The 14,051-nt window shown below is 72.6% G+C and carries 14 protein-coding genes; 5 read left to right on the top strand and 9 right to left on the bottom strand.

Going from position 1 to position 14,051, the window contains the following annotated elements; all coding sequences use genetic code 11:
• Nucleotide 1: 1 nt before the first annotated feature.
• The 4 genes from DEI94_RS06845 to yczE form a co-directional block, all read right to left on the bottom strand.
• Nucleotides 2-850: a PHP domain-containing protein gene (locus DEI94_RS06845; RefSeq protein ID WP_111025948.1), complete on the bottom strand. Its 849-nt coding sequence runs from the start codon at nucleotides 848-850 to the stop codon at nucleotides 2-4.
• Nucleotides 847-1,407 carry a dihydrofolate reductase family protein gene (locus tag DEI94_RS06840; RefSeq protein WP_111025946.1) on the bottom strand — a complete coding sequence of 187 codons (561 nt, stop codon included), beginning with the start codon at nucleotides 1,405-1,407 and terminating at the stop codon, nucleotides 847-849. The genes DEI94_RS06845 and DEI94_RS06840 overlap by 4 nt, the downstream gene beginning before the upstream one ends.
• Nucleotides 1,408-1,458: 51 nt before the next feature.
• Nucleotides 1,459-2,730: an MFS transporter gene (locus DEI94_RS06835; RefSeq protein ID WP_111025945.1), complete on the bottom strand. Its 1,272-nt coding sequence runs from the start codon at nucleotides 2,728-2,730 to the stop codon at nucleotides 1,459-1,461.
• A gap of 78 nt (nucleotides 2,731-2,808) precedes the next feature.
• Complete coding sequence (gene yczE / locus DEI94_RS06830; protein WP_111025943.1) at nucleotides 2,809-3,432, bottom strand: membrane protein YczE; 624 nt, start codon at nucleotides 3,430-3,432, stop codon at nucleotides 2,809-2,811.
• 61 nt (nucleotides 3,433-3,493) lie between these two features.
• Between yczE and yczR the strand changes: the two genes are divergently transcribed.
• Nucleotides 3,494-4,933, top strand: coding sequence for a MocR-like transcription factor YczR (yczR, locus tag DEI94_RS06825; RefSeq protein WP_258377953.1), 1,440 nt, complete (start codon nucleotides 3,494-3,496; stop codon nucleotides 4,931-4,933).
• 18 nt (nucleotides 4,934-4,951) lie between these two features.
• Here the strand turns inward: yczR and DEI94_RS06820 are convergent, their stop codons facing one another.
• Nucleotides 4,952-5,920: a LysM peptidoglycan-binding domain-containing protein gene (locus DEI94_RS06820; RefSeq protein WP_258377952.1), complete on the bottom strand. Its 969-nt coding sequence runs from the start codon at nucleotides 5,918-5,920 to the stop codon at nucleotides 4,952-4,954.
• A 126-nt stretch (nucleotides 5,921-6,046) separates the two neighbouring features.
• Between DEI94_RS06820 and DEI94_RS06815 the strand changes: the two genes are divergently transcribed.
• The 4 genes from DEI94_RS06815 to DEI94_RS06800 all read left to right on the top strand — a co-directional run bounded on the left by DEI94_RS06815 (nucleotide 6,047) and on the right by DEI94_RS06800 (nucleotide 10,698).
• Nucleotides 6,047-7,738 carry a cation:proton antiporter gene (locus DEI94_RS06815; protein WP_111025942.1) on the top strand — a complete coding sequence of 564 codons (1,692 nt, stop codon included), beginning with the start codon at nucleotides 6,047-6,049 and terminating at the stop codon, nucleotides 7,736-7,738.
• A 112-nt stretch (nucleotides 7,739-7,850) separates the two neighbouring features.
• A complete protein-coding gene (locus DEI94_RS06810; protein WP_111025940.1) occupies nucleotides 7,851-8,126 on the top strand; it encodes a hypothetical protein in 276 nt (91 codons plus the stop codon).
• A 72-nt stretch (nucleotides 8,127-8,198) separates the two neighbouring features.
• A complete protein-coding gene (locus tag DEI94_RS06805) occupies nucleotides 8,199-8,843 on the top strand; it encodes a DUF1345 domain-containing protein (protein WP_111026065.1) in 645 nt (214 codons plus the stop codon).
• Between the two features lie 67 nt (nucleotides 8,844-8,910).
• Nucleotides 8,911-10,698, top strand: coding sequence for a DEAD/DEAH box helicase (locus DEI94_RS06800; RefSeq protein WP_111008727.1), 1,788 nt, complete (start codon nucleotides 8,911-8,913; stop codon nucleotides 10,696-10,698).
• A gap of 9 nt (nucleotides 10,699-10,707) precedes the next feature.
• On the opposite strand, the gene DEI94_RS06795 is transcribed toward DEI94_RS06800, so the two are convergent.
• The 4 genes from DEI94_RS06795 to DEI94_RS06780 form a co-directional block, all read right to left on the bottom strand.
• Nucleotides 10,708-12,162 (bottom strand): M20/M25/M40 family metallo-hydrolase, encoded by a 1,455-nt coding sequence (locus DEI94_RS06795; RefSeq protein ID WP_111025938.1) that lies wholly within the window; start codon nucleotides 12,160-12,162, stop codon nucleotides 10,708-10,710.
• A 59-nt stretch (nucleotides 12,163-12,221) separates the two neighbouring features.
• Nucleotides 12,222-13,043 carry an aldo/keto reductase gene (locus tag DEI94_RS06790; protein WP_111012555.1) on the bottom strand — a complete coding sequence of 274 codons (822 nt, stop codon included), beginning with the start codon at nucleotides 13,041-13,043 and terminating at the stop codon, nucleotides 12,222-12,224.
• Between the two features lie 141 nt (nucleotides 13,044-13,184).
• Nucleotides 13,185-13,541: a VOC family protein gene (locus tag DEI94_RS06785; protein ID WP_111025936.1), complete on the bottom strand. Its 357-nt coding sequence runs from the start codon at nucleotides 13,539-13,541 to the stop codon at nucleotides 13,185-13,187.
• A gap of 113 nt (nucleotides 13,542-13,654) precedes the next feature.
• Nucleotides 13,655-13,966 carry a hypothetical protein gene (locus DEI94_RS06780; RefSeq protein ID WP_111025934.1) on the bottom strand — a complete coding sequence of 104 codons (312 nt, stop codon included), beginning with the start codon at nucleotides 13,964-13,966 and terminating at the stop codon, nucleotides 13,655-13,657.
• Nucleotides 13,967-14,051 lie beyond the last annotated feature (85 nt).

Raw genomic sequence — 14,051 nt, 5'->3', positions numbered from 1 at the left:
GTCAGCGCGTCCAGGGGTCCTCGGGCCGCGATCCGGCACGGAAACCGAACGACTCCACCATGAGCACGGCCTCGGGGAAGTGCGCGGCGACCGCCTCGGGGACGTGTGCGTCGCTGCCGAACGTCACCGCTCGGCCGCCCTCCTCGCTCCACCACTGCGGCACCCACGACCAGAGCCGTCGGGTGTTCATCTCGAGGGCCCGACCCGACTCGGCGATGGCGCGCATCGCGGCGCGGAAGCCCTCCTCGAAGCGTCGGGGGTCGAACGGTCCCGCCGTCGCGGTCGGCCAGGCGCGCACCGCGTAGTCGATGTGCGTGAACACGGCGAAGGCGTCGGACCCCGCGACCATGCGGGGGACCTCCTCGAGGTACGCCCACATGACCTCGTCCGCGGGTCGGTGGTGGTACAGCGTCGTCGGTTCGGTGCGGTCGTCGCCGAAGGGGAGCATGTGCAGCGACCCGTTCACGCGATCGATCGCGCCGGTGTCGAGGACCGTGGCAGCCGCCTCCCCCCAGAGGTGTGGCTGGCCGAACTCGACGCCGGTGAGGATCCGCAGTCCGGGGAACGCGGATCGGCACCGGTCGATCGACTCGAGGTACCCGTCGAGGTCGAACGACGGCAGGTGGACGATGCCGTCGTCGCCGACGAGCGCCCCGGCGTACGGTCCCAAGTCGCCGTCGTCGACGCGCCACGTGTCCTCGAGGTCGAGGTGTTCGGTGAACACGATGGCCGGGAGCCCGACCCGGACCGCCTGCTCGCACGTGCGCACCATCCGCCCCGGCGACGCCGGGTCCGATCCGCTGTCCCAGGACCACTCGCTGTGGACGTGCCCGTCCCCGGGGAGCGTCACGGCGCCACCACCGCCTCGAACGGACCGTACGTGTTCAGCACGTTGCCCTTGCTCGTGACCTCGCTCCGGAGCAGCCGCAGGCGGAGCGGGGGGTCGGTGGGTTCGAACAGGCGGCGTCCGGCGCCCGCGACGGCGGGGTGGATCATGAGTTGGAGTTCGTCGAGCAGACCCGCGAACACGAGCTGACGGACGACCGAGATGCTGCCGCAGACCGCGACGTCCCCGCCGTCCCCCGCGCGGAGCTCGCGGACGACGTCGAGCAGGTCGCCCTCGATGAGGGTGCTGTGCTCCCACGCCAGATCCGGTCCGAGGGTGCGCGAGACGACGAGCTTCTCGATCGGGTTGATGAACCGCGCGAACGGGTCCTCCGGGTGGGCGGGCCACCACGTCGCCCATTCCTCGTAGGACGTCCTGCCGAGGAGCACCGTCGACGTCGCCGCCATGAACCGGCCCATCCCGGCACCGAGTTCGTCGTCGAACGAGTCGTACTGGAACCGGAACGGGTCCTGGACGACGCCGTCCACGGACGTGAAGAGACCACTCGTGACCGTGCGCATGCGGCAGAAGCTAGTGCACGCGGGCACCGCTCGGCCAGCATCGTCCGTTCGTCAGGGAGCCGGCGTGCACACCGGGTCCGGGTCGCCGGCACCCGGGAGACGGATCGCGGCGGTCGTCGCCGGTCCCGCGGTCGTCGCCGTTCCCCCGGTCACGGCCGGACTCGACGGTCGGCGCTGCCCGAGCCAGACGAGCACGACGGCGCCGACCACCGCGACGGCGCCCGAGAACCAGAAGTCGGTCGCGAGCCCGAACGACGTGACGGCGGCGCCGCCGAGCACGGACCCGCCGGCGATGGCGAGCTGGATGGTCGTGACGAACAACGCCAGACCGCTCTCGGACGAGCCGGGCGACGCGTTCGACATCCAGGTCTGCGTCCCGAGCGGCAGCGCACCCCACACGAAGCCCCAGACCGCGAGCAGGACGAACACCGCGACGACCGATTGTGCCGCGAGCGGCAGCAGGACGACCGAGGCGGCGAGCACGGCCTTCGCCACGCCGATGGTGCCGATCACGCTGCGGCTCAGGGTCCACCCCGCGGCGAAGTTCCCGATGATCCCCGCGATGCCGAACACGAGCAGGGCGATCGTGACGGTGTCCGCGTCGACGCGAACCATCTCTTCCAGGTACGGCGAAACGTACGTGTAGGCGGCGAACTGCGCGACGAACAGGAACACCGCGGCGATGAGACCGACGCGAGCGCGCGGGATCCGGAGCAGCCCGCCGAGCGTCGCGAACCGGACGGCCTGGGTCGCCGGGATCCGCGGCAACATCGCGACCTGGAGGCCCAGCGCCACCACACCGAGGCCGCCGCCGATGACGAACGCGAGCCGCCAGCTGGCGAGCGACGAGACGAACGCACCCAGCGGCAGGCTCACGACCGTCGCGACCGAGATGCCGGCGGTGATGAACGAGGTCGCGCGGATCACGGCGGACGGCGCCACGAGCCTCCCGGCGATCCCGGCACCGATCGACCAGAACCCGCCGATCCCGACGCCCAGGAGCATCCGCGCCACGAGCAGCACCCAGAACGACGGCGCGACCGCGGCGAGCGCGTCGGCCACGACCAGGAGGGCCGTGAGGGCGACGAGGACGACGCGACGGTCCACGCGGGAGGTGGCGACGGTGACCACCGGTGCGGCGACGGCGCCGGTGAGTCCGGTGGCGACGACCATGAGGCCTGCGGTGCCGATGTCGACGTGCAGCCCGCGGGCGATGGCGGGCAGGAGTCCGATGGGCAGGAACTCCGAGAGCACGAGCACGAACGAGCCGAGTGCCACCGAGAGCACACTGAGCCAGCCGCGGCGTTCCGTCGACGATGTCATGGAGTGCTCAAGAGCGCTGGTGCCGTCGTCCATTCCCGTGTGACGGACGGACCCGCGCGTCGACGCCGTACCGCAGCGCTACCGGGGAGTGGGCGCGGTGGGTGTGCTCCATGGCAGACGGGCGAACACGGGCATGAGCGGGCCGACCATCGGTCCGATGGCGAACGACGCGACGACGGTCCCGACGCCGACGTCGCCGCCGAGGAGCCACCCGACCACGACGACGGTCAACTCGATCGCGGTCCGTGCCAGCCAGACCGGCCAGCCGAGCCGCTCGTGGAGTCCGACCATGAGGCCGTCCCGCGCGCCCGCTCCGAACCGGGCCCCGATGTAGCAGGCCGTGGCGACGGCGAGCAGGACGAGCCCGAGCGCGAACAGCCCGATGCGTCCCGGCAGCCCGGCGGGGGTGTGGACGACGGCGAGGACGAGGTCGGCGGCCGGGCCGATGGTGAGCGCGTTGAGGACCGTGCCGATGCCGGGCCGCTGGCGCAGCGGGATCCAGAACAGCAGGATGACGCCGCTCGACACCAGGGTCACGGTGCCGAACGACCACGGCACGATCCGCTCGAGCCCCTCGGTGAGGACGCTCCACGACGCGACGCCGATGACCGCGCGGACCATGAGCGCCGTCGCGGCCCCGTAGAGGAACAGACCGACGAGGAGCTGGACGACACGGAGCACGAGCGCGGGGCGGCGGGACACACGAGCACCCAATCGCGGATTGGACTGGTCGTCGAGAGCCAATCATCCTACGCTGGCCACCGTGATCCCCCTCGTGCTCTCGGCCCGGGCCGCCGCCGCCCTGCTCACGCACTGGCGCGACGGCTCGTCCGGGCCCGCCTACAGCGCACTCGCCGACGCCGTCCGCGTGCTCGCGATCGACGGGCGGGTCGCGGTCGGGACGCGCCTCCCCGCCGAACGGCAGCTCGCCGACGCGCTCGGCGTCAGCCGGACGACGGTCGCCAGCGCCTACGCCCTGCTCCGGGACGACGGGTTCCTCCGCAGCACCCGCGGGTCGGGGAGTGTGCTGCGGCTCCCGTCCGCGGTCGCCGGGCGGCCCGACCCGGACCACCTCGCCGCGCCGGTGGACGGCGACCTGCTCGACCTGCGGAAGGCAGCGCTCCACGCGGCCCCGGGTGTCGCCGAGGCGGCGGTGCGGGCGGTGCAGGGCCTCCCGGCCGCACTCGTGGGCAACGGGTACGACACCGTCGGCGACCCGGGGCTCCGGGCGGCGATCGCCGACCGCTACACGACGCGGGGCCTGCCGACGACGGCGGACCAGGTGCTCGTCACCCTCGGCGCGCAGCACGCGATCGCGCTCCTGGCGCGCGTGCTCGTGCGCCGCGGCACGGCGGTCCTCATCGAGTCCCCCACGTACCCGCACGCCCACGAGGCGTTCCGCGCGGCCGGGGCACGGTTGGTGGCCGTGCCCGTGGACGCGCACGACGGCTGGGACGGTGACGCGCTCGTCAGCGCGCTGCGGCGGAGCGCGCCAGCGGTCGCGTACCTCATGCCCGACCTGCACAACCCGACCGCGGCGACCATGCCGTCCGCACTCCGGGAGGCCGTGCTCGCGGCGGCCGCGGACGCCGGCACCGTCGTCATCGCCGACGAGACCATGGCGGAGCTCCGGATCGACGGCGACGTGGTGCCGCCGTTCGCGACGGCCGGTCCAGCGGTCCTCATCGGATCGGCCGGCAAGGTCTTCTGGGGTGGTCTGCGGGTCGGCTGGATCCGGGCGGACCCCGCGCTCCTGCAGCGCCTCGTGCTCGCCCGGCCGACGGGCGACCTCGGCACGCCCGCGATCGAACAGCGCATCGTCCGCGAGCTCGTCCCGGACACGGCGGCCGCCCTGGAGGCCCGGCGCACCTTCCTCCGCGCCGCCCGCGACACCGTCGTGGCCGGGTTGCGGGACCGGGTGCCGGAGTGGGAGGTCCCGGCACCGGCCGGCGGGTTGTCCACCTGGGTGCGCCTCGGCCGTCCGGTCTCGAGCGCGCTCGTCCTCGCCGCCCGCGCCGAGGGCCTCGTCCTCACCTCGGGTGGTGCGTTCGGGCCGCACGGGGGCTTCGAGGGGTTCCTCCGCGTCCCCTACGCGGTGCCGGCGGACGCGCAGGTGCGGCTCGTCGAGGCCCTGGGCCGCGCGTGGACGCGGCTCGACTCCGCGGTCCGGGCCCCGGGTCGGCCGATCGCGGCCGTCGTGTGACCGGGTCCCGGCCGGGGGCTACTTGCTGTCGGGGTCGAGGTTGATCGTCGTGTCCTCGTAGAGGTACTGCTGGTCGCCGAACACCTGCAGGCCCGCGTTGAGCCAGATGAGGTCCTGCACCGAGATCCCGAACCGCGACGCCACCATGGCCGTCGTGTCGCCGTGGGCCACCCGGTACCGCTTCGGGGCACCGCTGGCCGTCGTCGCGGTGACGGTGCCGGAGGCGTATGGGCGTGCCCCGCCGTCGACCGGGTGGACGTTCGACTGCCGTACGGGGATCGACCAGTGCACGGTGTCCACGGCGAGGACCTTGTCGGGGCCGAGTTCCTGCGGCACGTCGGCCTCGGCCGCCGCCGACGAGTAGGTCACGAGCGTCCCGAGGTACGCCGGCTGCCCGATGTCGCCGAGAGACGCGGACGACGCGGGTGCCGGTGTGGTCGTCGGACCCCCGAGCTGGTGGTCCGCGACCCCGTGGTAGGTCAGGCCGTCCCCCACCTCCGGCGGGACGTCGAGCAGCGTGACGGAGATCGGCACCGGCACGGTCGAGGTGAACCCGGAGTACTCGGCGGAGTACGTGTCGTCGCCGTTCGCGACCATTCGGTAGTGGAAGTGGATGCTGCCCTTCGGCGACGCGACGTCCCCCTGGGCGACGACGGTGCCCTGCGGGACGGACGTGAGCGTCGGACTCGGGCTCGGCGCCGCCTCGGGTCCGGCGGTCGCGGGGCGCGGCGTCGCGGACCCGGGGATGACGCCGGCGCTCGGGGCGGTCGGCGTGGCTGTGGGCGTGGCGGACACGGTCGCCATGCGGTGGTGCGTCGGACGGTGCGACGTCGTGACGGACGGGCCCGGGTCGGTCGTCCCGCCGAGCATCGAACACCCGGTCAACAGGCCCGCCGTCGCCACCGCGACCACGACACCGATCACGCGCACCGTCGGCGTCCCGCTCTGCTCCGCGCCGACTCCGTCGCGGTCCCCCCACCTGGACATGATGCCTCCTCAAGGAATTCTAGCCGCCGCTCGGGTGGCGACCGAGCGCGTCGACCGAGCACGGGCCGGGATCGGCGGAACACGACGGGTCCCCCCGGTGTGCTCGGAGCCTGCCAGTCTGGATCCGTGACGGAACTCCTGGTGCTCATCGTGTCCGCGCTCGTGCTCATCGCCGCGGCCGCGGTGGTCGGCCCGCGCCTCGGGATCGCCGCGCCGCTCGTGCTCGTCGCGATCGGCGTCGGTGCGAGCTTCCTGCCGTGGTTCGCCTCCGTCCACATCGAGCCGGCGTGGGTGCTCGAGGGCCTCCTCCCCCCACTGCTGTACGCGTCGGCGGTGTCGATGCCGGCCATGAACTTCCGGCGCGAGTTCGGGGCGATCAGCGGGCTGTCCGTCCTGCTCGTCGTCGGCAGCGCACTCGTGCTCGGCCTGTTCTTCATGCTCGTCCTGCCCGGCCTCGGGTTCGCCTGGGGCGTCGCGCTCGGCGCGATCGTGAGTCCGACCGACGCCGTGGCCACGTCGATCATCAAGCGGACGTCGGTGTCCAAGCGCGTCGTGGCGATGCTCGACGGCGAGAGCCTGCTCAACGACGCGACGGCGCTCGTGCTCCTCCGCACCGCGATCGTCGCGACGGCCGCGTCCTTCTCGTTCTGGGGCGCGGTCGGGACGTTCGCGTACTCGGTCGTCGTGGCGCTGCTGATCGGGTGGCTCGTGGGCTGGCTGGACCTCGTGGTGCGCAAGCGCGTGACCGACCCCACGGTGAACACGGTGATCTCGTTCGCGGTGCCGTTCGCGGCGGCGGTCCCGGCGGAGGCCCTCGGCGCGTCCGGACTCGTGGCCGCCGTCGTCGCGGGCCTCATCACGGGCGTCTTCGCGCCGCGGGACCTGTCGCCGCAGCACCGGTTGTCGGACTCGCAGAACTGGCGGACGGTGGAGCTCGTGCTCGAGGGCATCGTGTTCCTGACCATGGGCCTGCAGATCACGTCGATCGTCGGGGCCGTGCACCACGACCACGCCGGTGTCGGGATCGCCGTCCTGGTCGCCGTCGGCGCGTTCGTGCTCACGGTGATGGTCCGGGCCGCGTACGTCGCGCCGCTGCTCCGGGTCCTCCGTGCCCGGGCGGGCCGCGGAGTCCGGCTGGAGGACCGACTGCAGGGCGTGCAGGCGAAGCTCGACACGCCCGAGGGCCAACGGCAGGCGTTCGTCGAGGTGAACGCGCGGCAGCGCGGTCCGGGCTCCGGTGGCCGCCCGCGGTCCGCGCGGGACCTCGAGCGGTTCGCCCGACGCGTGACGCAGGTGCTCGCCGACATCGCGTACTTCCGGCGAGAGCCGCTCGGATGGCGCGAGGGCACCGCGGTCGTCTGGGCGGGCATGCGCGGTGCCGTCACGGTCGCTGCCGCCCAGAGCCTCCCGCACGACACGCCACAGCGCTCGGCTCTCGTGCTCATCGCGTTCGCGGTCGCGGCCCTGTCGCTCCTCGTCCAGGGCGGCACGATCGGGCCCCTGCTGCGGCGGATCACGCCACCACGGGACACCGCGGCGCTCGAACAGCAGACGGACGCCGAGCGCACGCGGCTCTTCGAGCTCATGCGGTCGAGCGGCGAGTCCGTGCCCGAGCCGCCGCAGCTCCGGGGCGACCCGACCCAGGAGCAGTTCGGCATCGCCAAGGAGCACCGCCTCGCCGTCATCGCGGCGCAACGGTCCGCGCTGCTCGACGCCCGCGACAACGGCACGTTCGACGCCGACGTCCTGGAGGACGCGCTCGCCAACCTCGACGCCACCCAGATCGCCATCGAGCTGCGCGGCACGGCCGCCACCTGACACGCCGGGCACGACCACCGGGACGCGACCGTGCCGAACGACGTGCACCCGACCGCAGGGGAGGGCCGCACGGCCAGCGGCCGCCGAGTGCCCAGCGGCTAGCATCCCGACCATGGACGACGAGACCACCCCGCGAACGGACGCCGACGAGGACGAGCCGCGGATCTCCGGGTGGCTCCAGCGGCACGCGGACCTCGTCTGGTACGCGCTCGGCGTCGTGTTCGTCGTCGACGGGATCAGCGCGCTGGTCAACCTGGTGCGCGGCGTGCCCGGCCCGGATGATTCGAATGTCATCAGCACGTTCGGCGGCTTCACCGCCGGCATCGCGGCGCTCGTCGTCGGCCTGCGCACGGCGCGGGACCACCGCGAGCACCCGGACGACGAGTAGGTCGGCGACGCCGCGAGCGCGTGTCGCAGCCCGCGCGGAGTCACCGGCGGCGACGATCATGCGGTGGACTCCATGCAGGTCGGCGCGCACCGCGGCCGCTCCCGTGCTCGCCTCATCGCGATGGTCGTCGTCGGCGTGGCCGCCGGCGTCGTCGCCTTCGTCGTGCACGCCGGGCTCGCGGCCTGGGCGATCGGCTGGACGGCCGCCTGCCTGACCTACCTCGTGCGGGTCTGGACCGCCGTCCACGGCCTCGACGGCGTCGCCACCCGCGTCCACGCGCTCCGCGAGGACCCGACGCGCCGCGTGAGCCACGTCCTCCTCGTGCTCGCAGCGGTCGGGAGCCTCTTCATCGTCGGCATGACGCTCATCGGGTCGAAGGAGAGCGGCGGGCTCCGAGCGGACCTCCTGGCGGCCCTCGCCGTGCTCAGTGTCGCCCTGTCGTGGATCCTCATCCACACGCTGTTCATGCTGCGGTACGCCGTGCAGTACTACGGCGGCGACGCCGAGGGCGGCATCGACTTCAACCAGCGGACGCCGCCCGCGTACGGCGACTTCGCGTACTTCGCCTTCAACCTCGGGATGACGTTCCAGGTCAGCGACACGGCCGTCACGGCCACGGCGATCCGTCGCGTCGTGCTCCGCCACTGCCTGCTGGCGTACGTGTTCGGATCGGTCATCCTCGCGACGCTCGTCAACCTCGTCGCCGGACTCGGCTGACGCCGGACGGGAGGCGCGGGCCCGCGATCCGCCACGCGGGACACCCTCGACCGGATACCGTTCCTGTATGAGCACCGACACGGACACGCCGACCGCCGCCGACACCGACGGGGCTTCGCCGACGTTCGCCGACCTCGGGTTGAGCGAGCCGGTCCTCAAGGCCGTGCGCGACATCGGGTACGAGGTGCCGTCCGCGATCCAGGCCGCCACGATCCCCACGCTCCTCGAGGGGCGCGACGTCGTCGGCCTCGCACAGACGGGCACGGGCAAGACCGCCGCGTTCGCGCTGCCGATCCTGTCGCGGCTCGCGTCCTCGCAGAAACTGCCGCAGGCCCTCGTGCTCTCCCCCACCCGTGAACTCGCACTCCAGGTGTGCGAGGCGTTCGAGCAGTACGCCGCGCACATGCGCGGTGTGCACGTCCTGCCGGTGTACGGCGGGCAGGCGTACGGCGTCCAGCTGTCGGCGCTCCGCCGCGGTGTCGACGTCGTCGTCGGCACGCCGGGGCGCATCATGGACCACATCGCCAAGGGCACCCTCGACCTGTCCGAGCTCAAGTACCTCGTGCTCGACGAGGCCGACGAGATGCTCAAGATGGGGTTCGCGGAGGACGTCGAGACGATCCTCGCCGAGACGCCGGACGACAAGCAGGTCGCGTTGTTCTCGGCGACCATGCCGGCGCAGATCCGTCGGATCTCGAAGCAGTACCTGGACGACCCGGCCGAGATCACCGTCAAGCAGAAGACGACGACCTCGGCGAACACGACCCAGCGCTACCTGCTCGTGTCCTACCCGCAGAAGGTCGACGCCCTGACCCGCATCCTCGAGGTCGAGAACTTCGAGGGGATGATCGTGTTCGTCCGCACGAAGAGCGAGACCGAGACGCTCGCCGAGAAGCTCCGGGCCCGGGGGTACGCCGCCGCCGCCATCAGCGGGGACGTCGCACAGGCGCAGCGCGAGCGCACGGTCAACCAGCTCAAGTCCGGCAAGCTCGACATCCTCGTCGCCACCGACGTCGCGGCACGGGGCCTGGACGTCGACCGCATCACGCACGTCGTGAACTACGACATCCCGATCGACACCGAGTCCTACGTGCACCGCATCGGACGCACCGGCCGCGCCGGCCGGAGTGGTGCGGCCATCAGCTTCGTCACGCCCCGTGAGCGCCGCCTGCTCGGCGCCATCGAGAAGGCGACGCGTCAGCCGCTCACGCAGATGCAGCTGCCCACGGTCGAGGACGTCAACGTCACGCGTCTGGCGCGGTTCGACGACGCGATCACTGCGGCGCTCGAGCAGCAGGACCGGATCTCGGCGTTCCGCGACATCATCGGGCACTACGTCGAGCACCACGACGTGCCCGAGGCGGACGTCGCGGCGGCCCTCGCCGTCGTCGCCCAGGGTGAGGAGCCGCTGCTGCTCGACCCGCAGGAGGAGCGGCAGCGCCGCGCCACCGAGGACCGCGGACCGCGCGTGTACGACCGCGACGACCAGACCGGCGGACGCGGCGAACGGCCCGAGCGGCGGGCCCGGTCGACGCAGCCGATGGCGCCCTACCGGATCGAGGTCGGTCGTCGGCAGCGCGTCGAGCCGCGCCAGATCGTGGGCGCGCTCGCGAACGAGGGTGGCCTCGGCCGCGACGACTTCGGTCAGATCCAGATCCGTCCGGACTTCTCGATCGTCGAGCTCCCGGCGGACCTGTCCGAGGACGTCCTCGACCGCCTGCGGGACACCCGGATCAGCGGCAAGCTCATCGAGATCCGCCCGGACCGTCGTGGCGGTCCGCGCCGCGACCGCGACGACCGAGGCGGGCGCGACGACCGCGACGACCGGCCGCCGCGCAAGCCCCGGTACCGCTGAGCGGGAGCGTCAGGAGCGCTCGGGCTCGATCGACGCGCCGAGTTCGGTCCACAGGTGCGCGATCGAGGCCGCGCCGGCGACGAGCATCTCGAGGTCGATGCTCTCGTCGCTCGAGTGCCAGTGGTCCTCGGGGAGCCCCGTGCCCACGAACAGCACCGGGACGTCGAGCTCGCGTCCGAGCAGCTCGGCGGGCCCGCCGCCCGCGTTGCCCATGCGGCCGGCGGTGGGGGTCCCGTGTCCGCGCGCCATGGCTCGGTCGAGGGCGTCGAGCGCGGGCCCGGACGGTGTGACGTACGGGTCCTGCCCCGACTCCTCCGGGATGGACAGTTCGTAGACCACGCTGTCCGGGATGTGCTCGTCGAAGAACGCGCGCACCTGCTCCGCGACGGTGTGCACGTGCTGCCCCGGGACGGTGCGGATGCTGAGTTCGGCGGTCGCCTGGGACGGGATGACCGCACGCGAGACGCCGGTCGGGTCGCCCGCGAGGACCGAGAGGATCTCGAGTGACGGCCGTGCCCACAGGCGCTCCTCGACCGTGAACCCGCGCTCGCCCGTGACGCTCCGCGTCTCGGTGCGCTCGAGCCAGACGTCGGTGTCGAAGGACAGGTCCTCGAGCTCGCGCCGCCGCTCGTCGGTCAGCTCCTCGACGTCGTCGTAGAAGCCGGGCAGGGCGATGCGGCCGTCGTCGTCGTGCAGCCGCCCGAGGACGTCGACGAGCACGTGGACGGGGTTCGGCGTCGGTCCGGACGCCGCTCCGCTGTGGACGTCGCGCTCCGGCCCGGTGATGGTCAGCGTGGCCCCGGTCATGCCGCGCATCGAGGTGACGACGGCGGGGTTGCCCTGCTTCCACTGCAGCGTGTCGGAGAACACGACGACGTCGCAGGCGAACCGGTCCCGGTGGGTCTCGATGAGGTCCGCGAAGTGCGTCGAGCCGAGCTCCTCCTCGCCCTCGACGATCACCCGGAAGTTGACCGCCGGCAACCCGTCCGGTCGGGTCGCCAGGTGCGCCCGCAGTCCCCACAGGTGCGCGATCATCTGGCCCTTCGCGTCCGACGCACCGCGGCCGTAGAGCCGGCCGTCGCGGAGCACGGGCGCGAACGGCGCGGTCTCCTTCCACTCCTCGGGCTTCGCGTCCCGCACGTCGTGGTGGCTGTACACGAGCACGGTCGGCAGCGCGGGATCGACCTGCCACTCGGCGTACACCGCCACGGACGGCCCGGCCCGCAGGAGCTCGGTCGTGAACCCGATCGCCCGGAGTTCGCCGGCGAGCCAGTGCGCGGACCGCTCGACGTCGATGGCCCGCTCCGGGAGCGCGCCGACGGACGGGATCGCAACCCACGCACTCAACTCGTCGACGACACGCTGCCGGTGCTCGGCGAGGAACCGGACGACCTCGGTCGCGTCGGTGTCCGTGATCGCGATGTCGGTCGACGCGGTGTCGGTCGTGTCGTTCGTGGCGCTCATCCTGGTCCGTTCCTCGAGGCGATTGCCGTGACGGTACGGACCGCCACCTGCGCGGAGCGTCAGGCGTCGGTGTCCTCGAGCGCGTCGAGCGTCGCGATGTCCTCGGCCGACAGCGCGAAGTCGACGTCGGCGTTCTCGGCGATGCGCGACGGCGTGGTGGACTTCGGCAGGGGCAGGACGTCCTTCTCGAGCAGGTAGCGGATCGCGACCTGGGCGACGGACTTGCCGTACCGCTCGCCGATCGCCCGGATCGCCTCGTTCTCGAGCAGACCGCCCGTGGCGAGCGGCGAGTACCCCTCGACGAGGATGTCCCGCTCGCGGCAGTAGGCGGTGGTCTCGTCCTGGGTGTTGCCGATGAACCAGCGGATCTGGTTGGCGTGCGGGACGACGTCGGTGTCCGCGGCGAGGGACTCGAGGTCGTCCACGTCGAAGTTGGAGACGCCGATCGAGCGGGTGCGCCCGGCGTCGTAGAGCTCCTCGAACACCTTCCACACCTCGATGTTCCCGGCGCGGTGGTCCGAGCCGATCGCGTTCCAGGGCCAGGGCGCGTGGATGAGGTACAGGTCGATCGGGCCGACGTCGAGCAGGCGCTCGGACTCGGCGAAGGCGTGACGGGCGCCGTCGGCGGTCTTCACCTCGGCCGGGCACTTCGTGGTCACGAACACCTCGTCGCGCGGGACGCCGCTGTCCTTGATCGCACGGCCGACGCTCGCCTCGTTGCCGTAGGCGCGTGCCGTGTCGATGTGCCGGTACCCGGCGTCGAGCGCGGCGCGGGTGGCGTCGTACGCGGCCGCCCCGTCGGGGATCTGCCAGGTGCCGAAGCCGATCTTCGGGATGTGCAGGCCGTTCGACATGGTGAAGGTGTCGATGAGTGCGGGCATGGCGGGACCTCCTTCGTCGGGCGCCGCGGACCGCGGCGTCGGGTGCCGAGGCGGACGCTACTCCCCGCCGGGGGCGGTGCGTGCGGTCGAGTCGCTCAGCGGCAGCCGCCGCACGTCCCTCCCGCCCGCTCCGTGGCGCGGTCAGCCCTGCGGCGGCGTGTAGTACTGCAGCTCGTTGCCCTCGGAGTCCTTGAACGGCATGATCCGACCCCACGGGTGCTCGCTGACGGAGCCCTCGATGTCGGCGCCGCGCTCCTTGAGCGTCGCGATCTCGTCCTCGATGCTCCCGTCCGGCTGGAACGTGATGACGGCGCCGCCGTCACTCGCGGGCTTCGCGTCCTCGCGGGCGTTCAGGCCGATACGCAGGCCACCGCCGTCGATCTCGCTCCAGTCGTCACCCTCGTGCGTGACCTCGAGTCCGAGCGTGTCGCAGTAGAACGCGACCGCGCGTTGCATGTCCGTGACGGGCACCCAGACCGCCGCTACTCCCTGTGCCATGTCGTCTCCTTCGTCTCCGACCGACAGGGCGCCGGCCGCTGCAGCCCTTCCTACGCGTCGGGTGGCCGGAGCCGTGGGACGAGGACACCGGTGCTTCCCAGGGAACGCGTGTCTCAGCGCAGCGAGACGAGCCGCCCCCGCGCGGTCGGCAGGACACCGACGCGGTACTCGAGGACCGCGGGGGCCGCTCCGCCCCCGCCGACGGTGGTGCTGGCCGCGCCGAAGCGCCACACGCGGTTGTAGAGGTACACGGCGATCTCGGTGCCGCCCGCGTCCGACACCCCCCACGTGCCGGTCCCCCACTGCGCCGGGTGCCCGCGTCCGTCGACCACGACGGTCGGTCGGGCGAACCACGCCAGCGCCGGCTTCCGGAGCCGCAGCTCGATCCGTCGTCTCGTCGTCCCGGAGGGCTGCGTCGCATCCACCCGCGAAGCGTACCCACTGGTAGCGGCGACGACGGCCGCACGCAGATGGTTCGGAGCCGGAACCATCCGGCGTAGAGTGGCGCGC

Source organism: Curtobacterium sp. MCBD17_040 (genome assembly GCF_003234805.2).
Lineage (GTDB): Bacteria > Actinomycetota > Actinomycetes > Actinomycetales > Microbacteriaceae > Curtobacterium.
Note: the sequence above shows the minus strand (reverse complement) of the source record. Positions and strands in the feature narration are given on the sequence as shown.